Annotated in this window: 16 protein-coding genes and 1 pseudogene; 6 read left to right on the top strand and 11 right to left on the bottom strand. The window is 72.7% G+C overall.

Annotation, left to right across the window (positions count from 1 at the left end; all coding sequences use genetic code 11):
- Positions 1-17 precede the first annotated feature (17 nt).
- Positions 18-377, top strand: coding sequence for an MmcQ/YjbR family DNA-binding protein (locus tag ACIA8K_RS27710; protein ID WP_396064276.1), 360 nt, complete (start codon positions 18-20; stop codon positions 375-377).
- A 23-nt stretch (positions 378-400) separates the two neighbouring features.
- Here the strand turns inward: ACIA8K_RS27710 and ACIA8K_RS27705 are convergent.
- A pseudogene (locus ACIA8K_RS27705) lies at positions 401-910 on the bottom strand (TetR/AcrR family transcriptional regulator); the annotation flags it as partial.
- 131 nt (positions 911-1,041) lie between these two features.
- Between ACIA8K_RS27705 and ACIA8K_RS27700 the strand changes: the two are divergent.
- Entirely contained in the window at positions 1,042-1,839 is a 798-nt protein-coding gene (locus ACIA8K_RS27700; protein ID WP_396064273.1) for an SDR family NAD(P)-dependent oxidoreductase, read from the top strand.
- A gap of 49 nt (positions 1,840-1,888) precedes the next feature.
- Here the strand turns inward: ACIA8K_RS27700 and ACIA8K_RS27695 are convergent, their stop codons facing one another.
- Entirely contained in the window at positions 1,889-3,271 is a 1,383-nt protein-coding gene (locus ACIA8K_RS27695) for an FAD-dependent oxidoreductase (RefSeq protein ID WP_396064270.1), read from the bottom strand.
- Positions 3,272-3,469: 198 nt separating this feature from the next.
- On the bottom strand, positions 3,470-4,114 hold the full coding sequence (locus tag ACIA8K_RS27690; RefSeq protein WP_396064268.1) for a TetR/AcrR family transcriptional regulator: 645 nt from the start codon (positions 4,112-4,114) through the stop codon (positions 3,470-3,472).
- Positions 4,115-4,171: 57 nt separating this feature from the next.
- On the opposite strand from ACIA8K_RS27690, the gene ACIA8K_RS27685 reads away from it, so the two are divergent.
- Positions 4,172-4,942: a CPBP family intramembrane glutamic endopeptidase gene (locus ACIA8K_RS27685; protein ID WP_396064266.1), complete on the top strand. Its 771-nt coding sequence runs from the start codon at positions 4,172-4,174 to the stop codon at positions 4,940-4,942.
- 123 nt (positions 4,943-5,065) lie between these two features.
- Here the strand turns inward: ACIA8K_RS27685 and ACIA8K_RS27680 are convergent, their stop codons facing one another.
- Positions 5,066-5,743, bottom strand: a complete 678-nt coding sequence (locus ACIA8K_RS27680; protein ID WP_396064264.1) for an ANTAR domain-containing protein — start codon at positions 5,741-5,743, stop codon at positions 5,066-5,068.
- Between the two features lie 58 nt (positions 5,744-5,801).
- Complete coding sequence (locus ACIA8K_RS27675; RefSeq protein WP_396064261.1) at positions 5,802-6,194, bottom strand: STAS domain-containing protein; 393 nt, start codon at positions 6,192-6,194, stop codon at positions 5,802-5,804.
- A gap of 225 nt (positions 6,195-6,419) precedes the next feature.
- On the opposite strand from ACIA8K_RS27675, the gene ACIA8K_RS27670 reads away from it, so the two are divergent.
- The gene (locus ACIA8K_RS27670) at positions 6,420-7,397 is read left to right on the top strand and encodes an MEDS domain-containing protein (RefSeq protein ID WP_396064259.1); all 978 of its coding nucleotides are present in this window, start codon (positions 6,420-6,422) and stop codon (positions 7,395-7,397) included.
- 4 nt (positions 7,398-7,401) lie between these two features.
- Here the strand turns inward: ACIA8K_RS27670 and ACIA8K_RS27665 are convergent, their stop codons facing one another.
- From ACIA8K_RS27665 to ACIA8K_RS27650, 4 genes are read right to left on the bottom strand one after another with little or no spacing between them, the layout of a single operon-like run.
- Entirely contained in the window at positions 7,402-8,880 is a 1,479-nt protein-coding gene (locus ACIA8K_RS27665) for a glycoside hydrolase family 130 protein (RefSeq protein WP_396064257.1), read from the bottom strand.
- Positions 8,877-9,920 carry a glycosyltransferase gene (locus ACIA8K_RS27660; RefSeq protein ID WP_396064254.1) on the bottom strand — a complete coding sequence of 348 codons (1,044 nt, stop codon included), beginning with the start codon at positions 9,918-9,920 and terminating at the stop codon, positions 8,877-8,879. The genes ACIA8K_RS27665 and ACIA8K_RS27660 overlap by 4 nt, the downstream gene beginning before the upstream one ends.
- Positions 9,917-11,026, bottom strand: coding sequence for a glycosyltransferase (locus ACIA8K_RS27655; RefSeq protein WP_396064252.1), 1,110 nt, complete (start codon positions 11,024-11,026; stop codon positions 9,917-9,919). Before ACIA8K_RS27655 ends, ACIA8K_RS27660 begins: the two co-directional genes overlap by 4 nt.
- 17 nt (positions 11,027-11,043) lie before the next feature.
- A complete protein-coding gene (locus ACIA8K_RS27650) occupies positions 11,044-12,051 on the bottom strand; it encodes a glycosyltransferase family 4 protein (RefSeq protein WP_396064320.1) in 1,008 nt (335 codons plus the stop codon).
- A 624-nt stretch (positions 12,052-12,675) separates the two neighbouring features.
- On the opposite strand from ACIA8K_RS27650, the gene ACIA8K_RS27645 reads away from it, so the two are divergent.
- Positions 12,676-13,356, top strand: a complete 681-nt coding sequence (locus ACIA8K_RS27645; protein WP_396064249.1) for a GAF and ANTAR domain-containing protein — start codon at positions 12,676-12,678, stop codon at positions 13,354-13,356.
- Here the strand turns inward: ACIA8K_RS27645 and ACIA8K_RS27640 are convergent.
- Positions 13,303-13,836 carry an ATP-binding protein gene (locus ACIA8K_RS27640; RefSeq protein ID WP_396064247.1) on the bottom strand — a complete coding sequence of 178 codons (534 nt, stop codon included), beginning with the start codon at positions 13,834-13,836 and terminating at the stop codon, positions 13,303-13,305. The genes ACIA8K_RS27645 and ACIA8K_RS27640 overlap by 54 nt on opposite strands.
- A gap of 265 nt (positions 13,837-14,101) precedes the next feature.
- Here ACIA8K_RS27640 and ACIA8K_RS27635 point away from each other — a divergent pair, with 265 nt between their 5' ends.
- Positions 14,102-16,396 carry a hypothetical protein gene (locus tag ACIA8K_RS27635; protein ID WP_396064245.1) on the top strand — a complete coding sequence of 765 codons (2,295 nt, stop codon included), beginning with the start codon at positions 14,102-14,104 and terminating at the stop codon, positions 16,394-16,396.
- Here ACIA8K_RS27635 and ACIA8K_RS27630 read toward each other — a convergent pair.
- The coding region (locus tag ACIA8K_RS27630) for a hypothetical protein (RefSeq protein ID WP_396064243.1) at positions 16,379-18,006 on the bottom strand (1,628 nt) is incomplete at its 5' end. The genes ACIA8K_RS27635 and ACIA8K_RS27630 overlap by 18 nt on opposite strands.

Genomic DNA, 18,006 nt, shown 5'->3' with positions numbered 1-18,006 from the left:
CATGCGGGGTTCTGACCATGGCTGATGCCGACGACGTGCGCCGGATCGCGCTCGCTCTGCCGGAGGTGGCCGAGATCCCCAGCGACGGCTTCGACTTCCGGGTGGGCGGCAAGGGCTTCGTCTGGTCCTATCCCGAGCGCACACCCGGGAAGCCGCGGCGGATCCGTACCGACGTCGCCGTGCTCTTCGTGGGTGACGAGGCGGAGAAGCAGGCGCTGCTGCTCGGCGAGCCCGCGCTGTTCTTCACCGCGCCGGGTTACGACGACTTTCCGCTTGTCATGCTGCGGCTGCCTGAGGTGTCCGCCGAACGGCTGTCCGAGCTGATCACAGACGCCTGGCGGATGCGGGCGCCCGCCTCGGTGAACGACTCGATGTAGGCAAGCGCCGCATTGAGAGAGGCCCGCAGCGGCGCCGCGCTGCCCATCGTCTGACCGAGCAGGTTGCCGCCGTGCAGCGCCGTGAGCAGGGCCAGCGACAGCTCGTCCAGGTCGGCGTCCGGGCGCAGGTCGCCGCGGTCCCGCATCGCGCCCAGCCCGTCGAGGAGCAGATCCTTCCAGCGCAGGAAGCCCCGGCTGAGATCGGCCCGGGACTCCTCGTCCGCGGTGACGAGCTCACCGGCGAGCGAGCCGAGCGTGCACTCCCCGCCACCGGCGAGGGTCTCCTCGCGACGCTCGACCGCGGCGTCCGCCCAGGCGTGTAACGCCTCAAGGGTGTCCAGCGCGCCCATCATCGGCTGGCCCGGCACCGGCTGCGCGTCGGCCTGCCGGGTGATGACGGCCCTGATCAGCGCCGCCTTGCTGTCGAAGTAGTGGTAGAGCTGCGAGCCGCTGATGCCGGCCGCCCTGCGCACGTCGTCGGTGGAGACGCCGGCGACACCCCGGACGGCGATGAGGTCGACCGCGGCCTGCACGATCCGCTCCCGCGTGGCCTGGCCCTTGCGCGTCAGTCTCTCACTCACGACAGCGAGTCTAGCGGAATGGGTTGTGCGACCCAAAAAGCTCTGTTAGAAATTGGGTCGTTGAACCCAGAAAGGGGTTGCTCATGTCTGACAGCACCGCATCCACCGGGTCGGCCGGGCCTTCTGACTCGGCTGGACTTGCCGGGCTGGGCGGGCGCACGGCGCTGGTCACAGGTGCGACCGCCGGGATCGGCCGGGCCGTCGCGCTTCTGCTCGCCGCCCGTGGAGCCGAGGTCATCGCCCACGGCCGTGACCCACGGCGCGGCGCCGACCTGGTCGCCGCGATCGAGGCCGGCGGTGGCCGGGCGCGGTTCATCGCCGCCGACCTGAGCGTCACCGCCGAGGTCACCCGGCTCGCCGCCGAGGCCGGCCCGGTCGACATCCTTGTCAACAACGCGGGTGTCTGGGACTTCGCCACCACGCCCGCCACCAGCGCGGACATGTTCGACCGCCACCTCGCGGTGAACACCCGGGCCCCGTTCCTGCTGGTCGGCGCGCTGGCCCCGGAGATGGCGAAACGCGGCCGCGGCGCCATCGTCAACATCTCCTCGACCGCCGCCACCTGGGTCGCCCCGATCGGCGCGGTCTACGGCGCCTCCAAGGCCGCGCTCGACATGCTGACCCGCAACTGGGCCACCGAGTTCGGGCCGCACGGCGTCCGCGTCAACGCCATCTCCCCCGCGGCCATCCGCACCGACGGCACCGAACTGATGTTTGGCGGCAACATGGACGCCTTCGACAGCGTCACCCTCCGCGGCCGGGCGGGCGAGCCCGACGAGATCGCCGAGGCCGTGCTCTTCCTGGTCGAGGACCGCAGCAGCTACATCAACGGCGCGGTCCTGGCGGCTCATGGTGGCGAGCGCAGCCTCCTTCCCAGCTGAGTTAGCTAGCCGCGTGGCCCGCTCCTCAGCCGGTGACGCGCTCGGCCCGTCACGTCGCGTGGGCGATGCGGATCAGTTCGGTGCGGTCGGTGATTTTGACGCCGCGATCGAGTTCGGCGGCGGCGATGCGCAGCCAGCCAGCCCAGTCGATCGGGCTGATGCCCTTCGCGGCCAGCAGCGCATCAACCCCGGCCCGGGTGCCGGCAGCGTGCGCCCGGGCCTCGGCTGCACCGCCCCGGGTTCCCGCTGCACCGCCCCGGGTTCCCACTGCGCCACCCCGGATTCCCGCTGCACCAGCCCGGATTCCGGCAGCGCCCGCCCGGGTCTCGGCGACGCGCGGTGCCTCGCCGAGCAGTGTGGTCACGGTCTGGCGGGCGTCGAACGCGGTCGCGCCGACCAGGCCCGCACAGCCGCGCTTGATCCAGCCGGTGACGTACAGCCCCGGCTCGCCGAGCACCGCACCCGCCCGATGCGGGATCGTGTTTGTGGCCCGGTCGAACGGCACTCCCTCCAGCGGGCTGGCGGCATAGCCGATCGCACGGTAGACAGCCTGGACCGTGTGCTCCTCGAACTCGCCGGACCCGGCGACATGGCCGTAGCCGTCCGGCAGCGTCCGCTCGACGCGCAGCCCACCGGCCGACACCGCCACCGGAGCCCGGTAGAAATGCAGGTGAACGCGGCGGGAGCCGGTCGGCGTGCGGGTCGACCAGGTGCGCAGCATCTCCAGGACCTGCCGGGTCGGGCGGAACTGACGGGCCATCCGCTCCAGATGCGGGTCCGGAGTCAGGTCCGCCGGGTTTACGATCAGGTCCACGCCGTCCTGGGCGCCGAGTTCGCGGAGCTGGTCCGGGGAGAAGCGCACGTCGGCGGGCCCTCGCCGCACGATCAGGTGCACGTCACGGGCCGCACCGCCCGCGAACGCGTCACGCACGTGCGGCGGCAGGTCCGGCGGGTGGGCACGCTTGATCAGCATCCTGGTCACGTCGAGCGCCACATTTCCCGCGCCGATCACCGCGACCGATGCGGCGTCGAGCGGCCAGGTGGGCGGCGCATCGGGGTGGCCGCCGTACCAGGCCACGAAGTCGGCGGCCCCAAAAGATCCAGGCAGATCCGCGGGCACGTCCCGGAGCGCGCCGGTCGCGATGATCACCGCGTCGTAGTGCCCTCGCAACTCCGCCACGGTGAGCCCCGGCCCGATCTCCACGCCGCACAGCAGCCGCGCCTCGCCGCCGGCCAGCACCGCATGCAGCGGCTCGATCATCCGCTTGATCCGCGGGTGATCCGGCGCCACGCCGTACCGCACCAGGCCGTAGGGCGTCGGCAACCGTTCAAGAAGATCCACCCGGGTGCCCGGCGCCAGCTCGCCGAGCGCGCCCGCCGCATGAATGCCGGCCGGCCCCGCACCGACGATCGCCACTGTCAACGCGCTCATGCCGCAACGCTAAAACCTCAACCCGCCTTCACCTCAACGGTACGAGTCCGGCGTCACCGAGCCCGTCCGTCCGGCGACCAGGCGCGGAACCGAAGCCGGGCGCGGACCGAAGCCGGGCGCGGACCGAAGCCGGGCGCGGACCGAAGCCGGGCGCGGACCGAAGCCGGGCGCGGACCGAAGCCGGGCGCGGAACCGGCATCAGGCGAGTCGGGCCCGGACGCCGTCGAGCAGCATCTCCAGTTGGTCGGCGAACTCGGGGCGCCAGGCGACCGCGTCGGCCGAGCTCGCGCCCAGGTGTGCGGCGATGCGCTGGGACGCGTCGTCGTCGCCGAGGTTGAGCGCGGCGAATCCGGCCGCGGTGGTGGCCGCGCCTATCGCCAGGTGCGAGACGGCCGCGGCGATTGTGGCGACCGTGATCGGCGGCGCCCCGGCCGAGGTCAGCACGGCCTGCAGCCGCGCGGTCATGGCGAGCGCGTTCGGCCCGATCAGCGGCCGGGTGCCGAAGAACGCGGGTGCCCACGGGTGGGCGGTGAGCGCGGTGTACATGGCGGTCACGTCCGCGGTCACGACGGCGTCCCACGCGCCGGCGGGCGGGGCGGCGGCCGCGACCGGGCGGACGATCTCGTCGAGGGCCAGGTCGATCAGGTCCTCACGGCGGTCCACGTACCAGTAGAGGCTTGTCGCGTGCACGCCGAGCCGGGCCGCGAGGCCGCGCATGGTGAGCGCGGCGGCGCCTTTCTCGTCGAGCAGCGCGATCGTCTCGGCAACGATCCGCTCCTGGGTGAGGGCCGGTTGGGAGCGCCCGCGCCGCGGTTCACGCATGAAGACGCTGTCGAATTCCACCCGCCGATCCTAAAACGCGGATTGACGTCCTACACTGTAGGTCTTAACATACAGCGTATGACGCAACAGTCGATCTCGATCCCCCGCGCGGACGTCGGGCACACCACGGCGTACCTCGTCGGCGCGTTTGTCCTGTCCTGGTTGCCGTGGAGCATCGCCGCGACGCTCGGCGCGGCCGGGCCCCGCACCGCGCTTGTGTTCCTCGGCGGCTTCGGCCCGATGGCCGCGGCGGTCGCGGTCACCGGGCACAGCGGCGGATGGCCGGCCGTGCGCGCGCTGTTCGGCAAGTACGCGCACCGGCGTGGCAGTGCCCGCGCCTACCTCGTGGCGCCGGTGATCCTGCTTGCCGCCGCGCTCACCGCGGCCGGCGCGCTACTCACCGGCGGCACGCTCGACACCGGCGCGCTGCTGGCCGCGCTCCCCGCGCTGCCCGTGATGATCGCCATGATCGCGCTGGTCGGCGGCGGTAACGAGGAACTGGGCTGGCGGGGCTTTCTCGGCCCGCGCCTGCGGTCCGCCCTGCCGCCGGCCGCCGCACACCTCACGCTCGGCCTGATCTGGGCCGTCTGGCACGCTCCGCTGTGGATGATCGCGGGCACCGCTCAGCAGGGACTCCCGTTCGCGGTGTTCGCGGTGACGGCGGTCGCGGTCTCAATCCTGCTCGGCTGGGCCACGGAACGGGCCGGCGGCGGCATCCTCCCGGCCGTGCTCGCCCACACCGCACTCAATGCCGGGCTGGCGCTGCTCCAGGCCGCGCTCGGCGAGGTGCCGCTGCTGCCACTGACCGCGCTGCTGATGGCTGCCGCACTGACGGTCATCCGCAGGTAAGGCTCACGTCCGCAGGTAAGACTCACGTCCGCGGGTAAGGCTCACGTCCGACGCAGGCTGGGCTTGGCCGGGTCGGTCGTGGACGACACCACCCGGGTAACGCCGGACTGGACAGCCGGCGGGTCAGTCGGCCAGCAACTGGTCGTGCAAAGCCTGGACGACCTGCGGAGCCGCCATCGTGGCCGGTTCGGACGCCCGGCCGCGCAGGCGGCCGGTCAGCCGGGCCGCCACGTCCCGCACCTTCACGTTGCCCTGCTGCGAGAGCCGTTTGAGCACCTCGAACGCCTCGTCCGGATCGAGTCCGAAGTCTTGCATGAGCATGCCTTTGGCCTGCTCGATGGCCGGCAGGCTGGCCAGCTGCTGCTCCCGGTCGCGCAGACGCTCACCGAGCGCGGCGACGATCGTGTCGGTGACCCCGCCGCCCGGGAGCGCGTGCCGCACGCTCGGGAACACCGAGCCGCGCCAGCCGGCGCCGGCGTCCTCCAGCACGGTGCGCAGCGGCGCGAGCGCCACCAGCCGCAGTTCCAGCCCGGCGTCCCGGCAGACGCCCCGGATGGCGAGCAACGCGTGCATGCCGCCCGGGTTGATCGCATCGACGTCGCAGAGATCGGCGATCACGGTGGGCGGGAGCACCCGGTACGCCCGCGACAGCTCACGGACCGCGCGCTCCGCGGATCTGGTGACCTCGGCGCCGAACCCGTCCGTCATGGGCAGCACACACACGATCGACTGACTGGGCGCGCCGCCACCGGCGGGGGTACGCCGGCCCAGGCGAAGCGGGCCGACGAGCAGTTCTGACATGAGCAGAGTCCTAGGTTTTCCTCGTCCCGCATGAGTCCCGCACACCGCCGGCGGTCCGTCACCGCCGACGGCTTCCGCCTTTCTCCCCGGGCGTGGCCGGCAGGCCGAAGACCTCGGAGAGTTCGGCGATGCCGAGCACGAAGCGGGCCTGAGGCCGGGGATTCTTGAGGTGCAGGGTGCCGCCGGTCTCCTCGGCGAGCTGCCTGCAGGTGACGAGCGAACGGATCCCGGCGGCGTCGATGAACGTCACCGCGGACAGATCGACTTCGATCGTCTGTGGCCCGGTGTCGGTGAGCGCGGTCCGGAAGACCTGCAACAGCTCGCCGGCCGAGTCCCGGTCGAGCTCGCCGTCGACCCACACACTGGCGAGGTGGCGATCGGCGGACACGCTGGTCTCGATGCTCAGCCAGGGCGGTGAACCGAGCTGGGTGGGCGACCGTCGAGATGTCATGGATTCCTCCAGAGCGCAGGCCGATGCGTCCCCTCGCTGCTGAAGGCTTCTCCACCGTACCCCTTCGACAGGGACCGGGCCATGCCCACCACACCTGTGGGTCGCTCCGGCCGGTGAAACGTCCGCCGCATCTGAGGGGACTGTCCGGTAGGCGCGGTACCGTGTCCGAACGGACACAATCCGAGAAGGGGGTACGGGATTGAGCGGCTCGTCCACCATCGGCCGGTGACCCGTGAGCAGGAAGCTCCTCCGGAGGAGACGTTCGTCCACGCTGCTTTGATCATCGACTCCGACGAGTGTCTCCGGGACAGGCTGGTCCCGGTTCTACGCCGGTCTCTCGATCGCGGGGAACCGGTCCTCATGATCGTCCGCGAGCACACCGCCGAGGTCGTCCGTGACGTCTTCGGCGACCGGATCGAGTGGGGTGCGCACGACGCTTTCGACGAGCGTCTCGGCCTGGTCTACCAGGGGTTCCACACGTACCTCGCGGCGCAGCACGCGCGCGGTCGCCGCGTGCACGTGGTCGCCGAACCGGACATCACCGCGGGTCTCGAACCCGACCGGGCAGCGGCCTACCTGGCCTACGAGTCGGTCTGCAACGAGACGCTGGCCGGGTTCGGCTGCCCGGTCACCTGCGTCTGGGACAGCCGCCGCCACCCCACGCTTGTCGTCGAGGGCGTCCGCAGCCTGCACAGTCACGAGATCACCGATGAGGGCGACCTCGTCATCGCCGAGCACGTCACCCCGCAGGTCTATCTGACCGGCCGCAACGCCGTCCCGCTCCCGCCACCACCGGCCGTGACCGGCTTCGACGTCACGCTCACCCACCTGGATCTCAGCCGCGACCTGCGCGCGATGGTGCGGTCCTGGGCCACCGGGCACTCGTTCGGCGCGGTGGCCGAGGACCTGGTGCTCGCGGTCGCGGAGGTCGCGGAGAACGGGCTGATCCACGGGGCCGCTCCGGTCCGGGTACGCGGCTGGGAGCGGGCCCGGACCCTTGTGGTGCAGGTCGACGACGCCGGCGCGCGCCCGCTGCCACCGACCGCCGGGTTCCTGCCGCCGGGTGACCGGCCGGAGGCGGCGCGCGGCCTGTGGCTGGCACGTCAGCTCGCCGACATCGTGCTCACCCACACCGGCCGCGGCGTCACCTCCGTACGGCTGCACTTCCCGTACGACGTCACCCACCGCCGCCCGGCGTTCTGACCCGTCAGCCGACCACGGACGGCGGGGTCATCGCGGCGAGCAGCCGGTCGACAGACACGGTGGCGAACCCGACCCGGGCGTCGCTGGCGCCGTAGGGCAGCCACAGGTCGCCGTCGTGGATGAGCCCGCCGCACGAGTAGACGACGTTCGGCACGTACCCGTCGCGTTCGATCCTGTCCGGCGAGAGCAGCGGCTCGGCCAGCTCGGCGAGGACCCGCTCCGGGTGGTCCAGGTCGAGCAGGAGCGCGCCGATGGCGTACCGCCGCATGGGTCCGACGCCGTGGGTGAGCACGAGCCAGCCGGCCTCGGTCTCGATCGGCGAGCCGCAGTTGCCGACCTGGATCAGCTCCCAGGTGTGCCGCGGCGTGTGCAGCGGCACCGGCGTCCGCCAGCGGTTGAGATGATCCATTGTGGTCAGCCCGATGGTCTCGCCGTCGGAGCGGCAGAGCGCGAGCTGGCGCCCGCCGACCGGGCGTGGGAAGAGCGCGACGCCCTTGTTCCGCGCGCCCTGACCGCGCATCGGCGTGATCTCGAAGTGCCGCAGGTCGGTGCTGACCAGCTCACGCCCGGCGATCTGCCGCCCGTCGTACGCGGTGTAGGTGGCCCGGTAGACCGGCCCGTCCTCGCCGGTGAAGAGCACGAACCGGGCGTCCTCCATGCCGTTGCTCTCCGGCGGGGTGGACGGCCAGAGCACCTGCTGCTCCAGCCGGGTGCCGGGCGGGAAGTCGGTGGCGTAGCTGTCCGAGTTGATCCGGCGCAGCAGTTCCACGGTGCCCGGGCCGGTGCTGCGGCTGGTCAGGTCCACCGGCAGCTCCGCGACGATCCGGTCGAACGTGGCGTCGTCGTAGCGTTCCGGCAGCAGGCCGAGCACGGTCGCGGAGATCTCGTTGTCGCAGCCGTTCTCCTCGAGCCCGGCGGCTAGCAGGTCCCGGCGGTACTCGGCCGCGGTCCGCTGCCCGATCAGCAGCGGCCCGGACCTGTCGACGAGGTCGAGCCGCCCGGCCGGCCCGAGGACCGCGGTGACGAAGCCGATCGACGACAGGTGGCCCTCGCCGATCTGGCGCAGGCTTACCGCGGCCCGCAGCTGCCCGGCGGCCAGGCCGCTCTGGTCCGGATGGATCACCATCGACGGGTTGCACAGCGCGGCGGCCTCCACCGCGTACTCGTGCGTGAAGTACGCGCCGAGCAGCAGCCGAGCGGTCCGGGACAGCTCCAGCGAGTGGGAGATCCGGTGCCGGACCAGGTCGAAGTGGTGGAGGAAGATGTCCTCAAGCCCTTCGTGCCGGTCGCCGAAGCGTTCCATCACCTGCCCGAGCAGGCGGGCACTCTCCTGCTCGGCGAGCAGCGCGATCCGGTCGATGAGCGACTGCGCCCGGGTCCGGACCACGGCCGCGTCCTCGCCCGCGACGAAGAGCTTGGCGATGACCCGCTTCGGGTCCGGGGTCAGCGTGTGGTCCAGCCGGACCACGAGTTCATCGTTCATGTCCACCTTCGGGCGTGCTGGAACGTGGCTACGAGCGCGAGCGTGGACTCGGCGCCCTGGTTGAGGTTCGGCCCGCCCGGGGTCAGCCCGTCGTAGCCGCCACCTGTCGCCGGATCCCACATCGGGACGCCGGCGTCGTTCTCCCCGAGGAACCAGCCCGCGCAGCGCCGGATCCCCTCCTCCCAGGCCGGGTCGCCGGTGATCTCGGCCGCCGTGGCGAACGCGTCCGCGAGCGCGGCGACCTCGATCGGCTGCTGGTCGTGGCGGGGGCGCGGACCGCCGCGCTCCCAGCCGTCCACAGGCACCACGGACAGCCGGTCGCCGCGCGTCTGGATCCCGTAGAGCCAGGTCAGCATGGCGAGGCCGACGTCGAGCAGCGCCGCATCGCCGAGGTGCCGGCCGGCCGCCATGACCACCTCGGGGAGCGCCGCATTGGCATAGGTCAGCCGGTCACCGGGCCAGAACCAGTCAGGACCCTTCAGCGGGTACGGCGGGGTGGCGCCGATCACCGCGAGCGCGGCGTCGGACAGCAACGCCCGCGCGGACGGGTCGCCGGGCCGGGCCCGCAGCACCTCGGCCGCACCCAGCCCGGCGAAGGCCATCGCGTGCGGCGACGGTGACCTGCGAGACGCGCCGAGCGTGAACGCGACAAGCGACTCCTGCCGGATCCAGGCGTACGGGCTGTGGGCCACGGCAGTGCCGAGCCCCCAGAGCCCCCGGCCCCACCAGTCGCCGAGGCCGGGGGCGTCCTGCCAGCGCCGGTCGTACCCCAGCCGGTTGTGAAAGGCGCCGTCGGCGTCCTGGGCGTGGGTAAGGAATCCGAGGTAACGCTCGGCGAGTCCGGCCACCACGCCGGACGGGTTCGGCTCGCGGGCGGTGACGACCAGCCCGCGGGCCACGTCGTCGGTGCAGTAGCCGTGCGCGCGGCGGGCGATCCCGTGCCGCGCGTGCTCGAACAGGCCGGTGTCGTCGCTGAGCCGGACCAGATGGGCGAAGGGCGGCGCCGGGGTGGTCACCATCGGCCCGAGCGTCACCGTCATGCCGCTGCTCCGACCGCCTCCGCGCGGACCGCCACCAGCCGGTCCGCCAGCTCGCCGTAGCTTGCCGCGACCGCCGGCCAGCGCAGTTCCGCGCCGGACTGCCGGGACAGCCTGTCGGCCAGGCCGGGCTCGGTCAGCAGCCGCCGGATCGCCGCGGCCAGCGCTGTGGGGTCGCGGTGCGGCACGAGAAGGCCGGGCCCGTTGGTGAGCAGCTCCACCGCGTGCGGGAACGGCGTCGCCACCACCGGCACCCCGGCCGCGACCGCCTCGATCAGCACGCCGGAGGTGACCTGCTCGCGGGAGTCGTAGGGCAGCACCACCACGTCCGCCGAGCTGATCAGCGCGCCGAGCGCGTCCTGGTCGAGGTAGACCTGCTGGTAGTCGACTGTGTGCGAGATGCCGAGCTCCGCGCCGAGCTGGTAGAGCCCGGACCGGTACGCCTCGCCCTGGTGCTCGATGACCTTCGGGTGGGTCCGGCCCGCGACCGTGTAGGTCGGCGCCGGGTCCAGGTCCTGGAGCAGCGCGAGCGCCCGAAGCGTCCACTCGATGCCCTTCCCGGGCCCGATCAGTCCCCAGGTGAGCAGGTGCGGGCGGTCACGGCGGGCGGTCGCGCCGCCGACCGGGCCGGCGACGCCGTGCGGGATGACCGTGACCTTGGCCGGGTCCACCGCGTACCCGGCCAGCAGCCGGTCCCGGGCCGTGTTCGTCATGGTGACCACCGCACCGGCCGCGCCGGCGATCTGGGTCAGCAGTGAGCGCTGCCGCTCGGACGGGTTGGTGAGCACGGTGTGCAGCACCACGATGCTCGGCACTGTCAGCCGGCGCAGCAGCGGCAGCACCTCCTCGCCGTCCGCGCCCGGGTAGATGCCGTACTCGTGCTGGATGATCGCCACGTCGAAGCCGTCGAGCGCGGCGGCCGCGGCGCGCCAGCCCCCGGGCGTGCGCGACGGCCAGGTGTGCACGACGCGCGGCGGCGCCGGCTGTTCGACCTCGCCGTCGTCGACGCGCACCACGCCGCCGTCGAGCTGCTCGACAAGCGCGGAGTTGAACGTGGCCAGCCCGCACCGGGTCGGCGGATGGGTGCTGAGGAATCCATAGGTACGCATGACGTGACCTCTCTGAGTCAGGAAGTGGTGAGGAGCCGCTCGTAGACGGCGAGGTAGTCGTCGACCATCCGGTCCGCGCCGAAGCGCTCCCGGGCCCGGTCCCGGCACCGCGGCCGGTCCAGCGTCACGGCCCGGCCGACCGCCTCGACGGCCCCGTCCAGGTCGTCGGCGAGCACGCCTGTCACGCCGTCGTCGACGACCTCGGGCATCGAGCCGCGGGAGTAGGCGACGACAGGCGTCCCGCACGCCATCGCCTCGACCACGGACAGCCCGAACGGCTCGTCGAACGCGATCGGGTGCAGCAGCGCCGCCGCCTCGCCGAGCACCCGCGGGCGGTCAGCGGGCCCGACCGGGCCGAGGAAGACCACCCGCTCACCGTCGATGTGCGGCGCCACCGTCTCGGCGAAGTAGGCCTCGTCGTGCACGATGCCCGCGATGGTGAGCCGGCGGCCGGCCCGGCGGGCGATCTCGATCGCCGTGTGCGTGCCCTTGTCCGGATGGATCCGGCCGAACGAGACCAGCCCCTCCCCCGGCGTCGCGGTGAACGGCAGCCCGCCCAGGTCGACGCCGTGGTAGACCGTGGCGACGTAGTCGAGCCCCGCGGCCCGGTCGGAGTCGGAGATCGACACGAACGCGGATCGCGCGCTCCGGTAGGCCGGCAGGATGCGCGGGCCGGAGAAGCCGTGCACGGTGGTCACCATCGGCGCGCGGCAGTGCGCGGCGAAGGCCAGCGGCAGCCAGTCGAGATGGTTGTGCACCAGGTCGAACTCGCCGGAGCGCCCGAGCGCGTACGCCACGTGCAGCGCCTCCTGCACGCGCCCGTCCAGGCCGGGGTCGTCCCCGTACCCGTGCGGCACGATCCCGTCCAGGGTCGCGGCGGTGAGCGAATCCAGCGTGGCGAACAGCGTCACGTCGACGCCGCGCGCCGCCAGCCCATCGGCCAGCAGCCCGGTCACCTGCTCCCACGGGCCGTAGTGCAGCGGCGGTGTCCGCCACGCGACCGGCCCGAGCAGGGCCACCCTCACGGGTGGCGCACGGCGGATCTCAAGCGTGGAGTGGTAGTCATCGGTGCTCCTCACATAGCGGTAGGCCGGACGATCCCGCAATGAGGCAGAGATGTCGGAAGCACCGCTGAGGCCATCAGGATCGGCGGCGGCGAATAGGCGGCCACCTAGGTCCCGGGCGACTTTCCACAGCGTACGCCCCCGCAGGCCGTTCGGCACACGGTGGCGCGAACGGGTGGCCCGCCGGTCGTCTTCACCACTCAACCATGGGCAAATGCCTGTAATTGCGGACGGTACATAGCGAATATACACAAGTAAGGACCAAGCGGCTCGACAGGTCGCTAACCCGAAGGGCGCGCTTCAGATCAGCGACGGCGGAGAATCCGCACCTCTAGGCCCTCGGCGGTACGACGGCGCCAGGCCAGTGCGGCCCCCCGGCCGGGCCAGGTCGCCGCCGCTATCCGTGTCACTGAGGCCGGTCGCCACACGGTCATCTGTTTCATCTGCCTTCCGTTCCTTCCGGCTCGCTGGAACGGACCGCTTACCCGCCCTCAGGTGTTCCATGTCCACCGGCAGGAGTGGGATCCCCGACCGTTTGACCTCCCCCTCTTCGGGAAGCCAGGCGGTCGGCACTGGGAGATCATCATGGATTGGCACACCCCTCACCCGATGGAGATCGCGGGGCTGATGCGGGAGCTGGCCGCGACGCTGCTCGGCGCGCAGGATCCTGGTCAGGCGCTGGAAGCCCTCGCGACCACGGTCCACCAGACGTTGTCGGTGCCGTGCAGCGTCGCGCTGTGGGGTGTCAGTCATCCGGCCGTGATCGCCGCCCGGCCGCGTGACCTCGCCGTGCTGAGCGAGATCCAGTTCCAGAACGGCGACGGACCCGGCATCACGGCCATCCAGCTCCGGGACACTGTCGCCTGCCGTGACCTGACGACCGACGGGCGATGGCCGGCCTGGCGCCGGGAGGCACTGCGCCATGGGGTCCGGAGCGTGTTGGCCGTCCCGTTGGACGTCGACCACGACAGCGTGGCGACCCTCACGATGTACGCGCCCGCGCCCCACGCCATCGACACCTCGCTGGAGTCCGTCGCGCGCCTGCTCGCCGAGCATGCCGGGCTGCTGCTCGCACACCTGCTGCGCCAGAAACCGGCTCCGGTCACCGACGGCGACCCGCTGCTGCACCGCGCCGCGGGCCTGATCATGGCGCGGTGCGGTTGTCCCGAGGACGAGGCGCGGGCGTTCCTTGCGGCGGCATCGCACTCACTGTCACTGCCGATCACCGAGCTGGCCGAGCGGCTGGTCACCGCGGCCGTCCACTGAATGCCTCGCGGCGCAGAGATCTTCAGGGCCGGGCTGCCGTTCCGGGAGGCTCTCCGCTTGTTCGTGGTCGCCAGGGGTGGCCGTCGCCAGATCGACGGTCGCCCAGACGGTCTTGCCGCACTCGTCGGGCCAGAACCCCCACGAGGTGCTGAACGCCTCGATCAGCACCAGGCCACGCCCACGCCCGGCCGCCGGGGCCGCACCGCGCCGGAGCACCGGAGGAACGGTGCTGCCGTCCTCCACAAGCAGGAACAGCCGGGACGGCTCAAGCGAGATCCGCACCGTCATGATCGTTTGAGCGTGGTCCACCACGTTCGCGACCAGCTCGCTGATGATCAGAGTGGCCGGCGCGATCAGGTGCGGCAGCTCCCACCGCACGCAGGTCTCGGTGACGACGTCCCGCGCGGACCGGGCGGCGCCCGAAACCGGGAGGAGAACCCTGACGACAGGCGGTGGCGGCGCGCGGCGCGACTCAGCCACTGGTCTTCTCCCGGTCCTGCACTGTGCACACTCCTTCCTCCACGCGGAAATTCGCGGGTACCCGTCCCGGACCGGTACAAACGCGGCCGCGCACCCGCGGTACCCGGCCCGGCGGACGGGTCGCGACCTCGCCGAAGGCCGCTCCGGTCGCCGCAGCGCACCGGAGCCCTGATCGCAGGCCAGGACCGTCACGGTGGCGGCGCGTACCGCTGCGAACCGTTACTCTGACGGCCGTCGATCGTCGTTGTTGGACTGTGGGGGACGCATGTGGGAAGCGCTTGTCGCCGCCATCATGACCGCTGTGGTGACGCGGGCCGGCGACGACATCGGCCTGGCCGCGCAGTCCACCTGGACGCTGATGACCGACCGGCTCCGGGGCCGGCTGGGGCCGAAGGCCGCGCTGATCGACGCGGGTGACCGGGACGCGCTGGAGCAGGCGCTCCGCGGCCTCCTGGACGAGGACCCGGCGTTCGCCGCCCGCATGCAGTCACTGGCCCGGCGGGAGCTGACCACGGCCGAGCTGACAGTTCCCAGTCCGGCGCTTCCGGCGCGCGCGGCCGTGCGGTCGCTGCCGGCCGGGCCGCCCGATTTCGTCAACCAGGTCGGGCCGCTGGCCGTGCTCGACCGAATCCGGGGCGACGGCACGGCCGGGGCGACGCCCGTCGTGGTCATCCGCGGGGCACCCGGGTCCGGCAAGACCGCGCTCGCGCTGCGCTGGGGCCACAGGCGGCAGGACTGGTTCGGCGGCGGCCAGCTCTACGCCGACGTGCGCGAGCTGCCCGGCCCGGCGCTCGGCGGCCCCGAGTCGCCCGACGCGATCGTGACCGCGTTCCTGCTGGCCCTGGGCGTGCCGAGCGGTCTGCTTCCGGACACGGCCGCCGGCCGGCTGGCGCTGTACCGGACGCGTACCGCGGAACAGCCGGTCCTGGTTCTGATCCGCGGCGCCACGCTGCCTGCGCAGATCAGCCCGCTGATCCCCACCGCGCCCGGCAGCGTGCTGCTGGTGAGCACCCAACACGACGTGAGGGGTCTGGCGATGGACGGCGCCCACTTCATCGACGTCGCGCAGCTCGACGACGAGGCCGCGCGGGAACTGCTGATCGCGGCGTGCGGCGCGGAGCGGATCGACGCCGACCCGGCCGCGACCCGGCGACTTGTCGCGCTGTGCGGGCATCTCCCGCTCGCGCTGCGCGTCGTCGGCGGCCGGCTCCGGCTGGACGGCACGCTTACCGTCGCCGAGCTCGCCGATGAACTCGCCGGCGAGCCCTACCTGCTCGACGCGCTGGCCCTCCCCGGGCAGGCCGTCGAGCCACTGTTCAACAACGTCTACCGGCACCTGTCCGAGGACGGCCGCCTTCTCTACCGCGACCTCGGTGCGATACCGGTGGCGGAGATCTCCGGCGCGCTCCTGGACCGCCTCGGCTGGTCGGACCGCCGCGCCCACCGGGCCGCGATCGAGCAACTGCTGGGTCTCAAGCTGCTGGAACGCGCCGGCCGCGGCAGGTACACGCTGCACCCGCTCATCCGGGCGCACGGCGCGCAGCTCGCGAAGGAGAACGGGCCGGTCCGGGCCGAGCGGGTCGTCGCGGACACCGTCGAGTACCTCTGCGACCTCGCCGAGTCGGCCGACCGGGCGATCATGGGCGAGCGGCGCAGGCTGATCGGCGGCCCGGCCGGAGCCGACGGCCCGTTCGGAGCCGACGGCCCGTTCGCCGGGCCGAACCAGCGGGCAGCGGCGTTGCAGGCGCTTGAGAACAGCCGGGAGGACCTGCTCCGGGTCGCGCGGATCGGGCTGGCGCTCGGGGCAGACGAGCAGGTGGTCCGCATCGCCACCGCCGCCCAGTCGCTGTACTTCAACCATCCACACCTCGCCGACTGGATCGCCATGTCCGACCTGGCGATCACCGCGGCACGGCGGCTCGGACGGCACGACATCGAGATCCAGATCCGCTGCACGCTCGCCGGCGCCCACGCCGGTGATCCTCCCCGGGCACGCGCCGAGATCCAGGCCGCGTTCGCGCTGCTCCCGGCCGCGAACGATCCCACGCTCGCCGGCACCGTCTGGGAGTTCCACGCCCGGCTCCTCGACCGGGCCGCCCGGATCGCGCCGGAGGCGGAGCAGCAGGCCGCCCGCGATGAGGCGGAGGCCGCGTTCGCCACGACGATCAACACGTACCTCGCGGTGGGCCTGGACCGCGGCGTCGCGCTCGGCCGCCTCTACTACGGGATCTTCCTCGACGCCGCCGGCCGGGCCGACGACGCGCTGCACCAGCTCGACCAGGCCCGCACCGGACTGAACGCGGCCGGCGACGACCGGAACGCCACCCGAGCCGACGCCGCCATCGGCACGGTCCACCTGCGACTCGGGCACTTCCAGCGGGCGTACCAGGAACTCGCCGCCGCGGCCGCCTACTTCGCGGTGGCCGAACTGTGGCGCTACGAACTCGACGTCCGCGAGAGCCTCATCCTCGCCGCGACCGCGCTCGGCGACCGGGCCGCGGTGGCCCAGCACACCGAGCGGGCGGCCGAACTCCAGCGCCTGTCAGGCCTCACCACGTAGCCGCACCACGACGCGGGCCTCGCCACGCGCGGTGCGCACCCGCCAGTCCCCGTTGGCGAGGCGCCGCCCGCGAGCGAGGGCATGGAGGCAGGCCGCAAGCGTGACCACGTCCGGGCTGTCGGACTCCGCGGTGACCCGCCGGCCGTCCCGGAACGTGGCGACGCACCCGTTCACCGTGCCCGCGCAGGCCATCGTGCTGCCGGCGAACTCCCGCAGCACGGTCGACGTCCACTCCCAGGCCTCGGATTCGGCAGAGGTGGCGGCCCGCGTCAGCACCTCGGCGTTCTGCAGCATCCGCAGGTCCCACTCGTCGTCGCCCACGCTGAGATGGCCGGTCCAGCCGTCCGCCGGCGCCGCCACGTGACGGCGCACTGCCGCGGGGAACCTCGACACCTCGACCCCGTCGTCCCGCACCCGGGTGCGCACCACAAAAGAACACACCTCAACCCTCGTGGGTACGGGTGGGGGCCACGCGACGAGCGGCGCGGGCTCGTCCGGCTCCGGCAGGCCGAGCAGCTCGTAGAGCACCCCGCGAAGTGGACGCGCCGCGGCGAACGTGCCCTCCACCGCCTCGGCGTACCGGCCCGGCCGGTAGGTGGAGATCGCCTCCTCGACCTGCGCGGCAAGCGGCAACCTGACGTCCAGCCGCCGGGCCGACCGGCTCAGCGACGTCATCGGCGTGCCGGGCACCACCTCGTCGGCCAGCGGCGCCAGCAGCAGCGGCACACCCGCGGCCGCGGCCAGCAGGCTCATCGACGAGTGGTCCCCGACCACGCAGTCGGCCGCCGCGAGCATCGCCTGCCAGCCCGCGTCCGGCGGCACCATGAGCAGGCCGCCGTCCCGAGCCGCCGCAAGCCATAGACGCAGTTGAAGCCCGCCGTGCCCGGCCGTGACGTTCGGATGCAGAACCGTGGCGACCCGGTGGGTGTCCGCGTTCAGCGCTGCCAGCAGGCGGGCCGGCAGGTCCGGCCAGCGCCCGATCAGCGACTGCCGGCCCCAGGTGGAGCTCACCACCACGAGTCGCCGGTCACCGAGGCCGAGCGCCGCCCGGTATCGGCGCCGGAGCAGGCGGGCGGCCCGCATCCGGTCGACCATCGGATCCGCGATGAGGACCGCGTTCGCCGACACCTCCGGATCGGCCTCGGCAAGCTGCGCCGCCTGCTGCGGATGCGTTACCGCGATGAGCACCCGGCGTCCGCGCAGGTCGGCCGCGCGTACCGTGCCCGCGAGCCGGCGGCCGTCCCCGCGCGAGTTCGGCAGATCCTTGTGGAAGCCGACGCCGTGCTGCAGCACCAGGACCGGGGCTTCGATCGCCTGAAGCTCGGTGTTCTCGCTCGCGGTCACGGCGGCGTCGAACCGCGACTCCGACAGCCGGTTCCACGGGATCACCCGGGCGCCGGCGCGCTGGAGCAGCTCGGACACCCCCGCGCTGAACGGCGAGGTGTCATTGACCGTGAACACCACCTGCACCCGCGGATCGTCCCGGAGCAGCTGCACCGCATCGAGCACCCGCCCGGTCGAGGTGACGGTCCGCGCCACCGCGAGAAGCGTCCGCTCCGCCGCCACGGTCACCCACCGCCCCGCACCCGCCCCGATCGGAACGCTCCCGG

Origin of the sequence: Catenuloplanes sp. NPDC051500, assembly GCF_044454585.1 — a bacterium.
GTDB lineage: Bacteria > Actinomycetota > Actinomycetes > Mycobacteriales > Micromonosporaceae > Catenuloplanes.
Note: the sequence above shows the minus strand (reverse complement) of the source record. Positions and strands in the feature narration are given on the sequence as shown.

Excerpts from the sequence above, each read along its gene's own strand:
- ACIA8K_RS27710 (WP_396064276.1), top strand. The coding sequence starts at position 18 with ATGGCTGATGCCGACGACGTGCGCCGGATCGCGCTCGCTCTGCCGGAG.
- ACIA8K_RS27700 (WP_396064273.1), top strand. The coding sequence starts at position 1,042 with ATGTCTGACAGCACCGCATCCACCGGGTCGGCCGGGCCTTCTGACTCG.
- ACIA8K_RS27695 (WP_396064270.1), bottom strand. The coding sequence starts at position 3,271 with ATGAGCGCGTTGACAGTGGCGATCGTCGGTGCGGGGCCGGCCGGCATT.
- ACIA8K_RS27685 (WP_396064266.1), top strand. The coding sequence starts at position 4,172 with ATGACGCAACAGTCGATCTCGATCCCCCGCGCGGACGTCGGGCACACC.
- ACIA8K_RS27680 (WP_396064264.1), bottom strand. The coding sequence starts at position 5,743 with ATGTCAGAACTGCTCGTCGGCCCGCTTCGCCTGGGCCGGCGTACCCCC.
- ACIA8K_RS27675 (WP_396064261.1), bottom strand. The coding sequence starts at position 6,194 with ATGACATCTCGACGGTCGCCCACCCAGCTCGGTTCACCGCCCTGGCTG.
- ACIA8K_RS27665 (WP_396064257.1), bottom strand. The coding sequence starts at position 8,880 with ATGAACGATGAACTCGTGGTCCGGCTGGACCACACGCTGACCCCGGAC.
- ACIA8K_RS27660 (WP_396064254.1), bottom strand. The coding sequence starts at position 9,920 with ATGACGGTGACGCTCGGGCCGATGGTGACCACCCCGGCGCCGCCCTTC.
- ACIA8K_RS27655 (WP_396064252.1), bottom strand. The coding sequence starts at position 11,026 with ATGCGTACCTATGGATTCCTCAGCACCCATCCGCCGACCCGGTGCGGG.
- ACIA8K_RS27645 (WP_396064249.1), top strand. The coding sequence starts at position 12,676 with ATGGATTGGCACACCCCTCACCCGATGGAGATCGCGGGGCTGATGCGG.
- ACIA8K_RS27635 (WP_396064245.1), top strand. The coding sequence starts at position 14,102 with ATGTGGGAAGCGCTTGTCGCCGCCATCATGACCGCTGTGGTGACGCGG.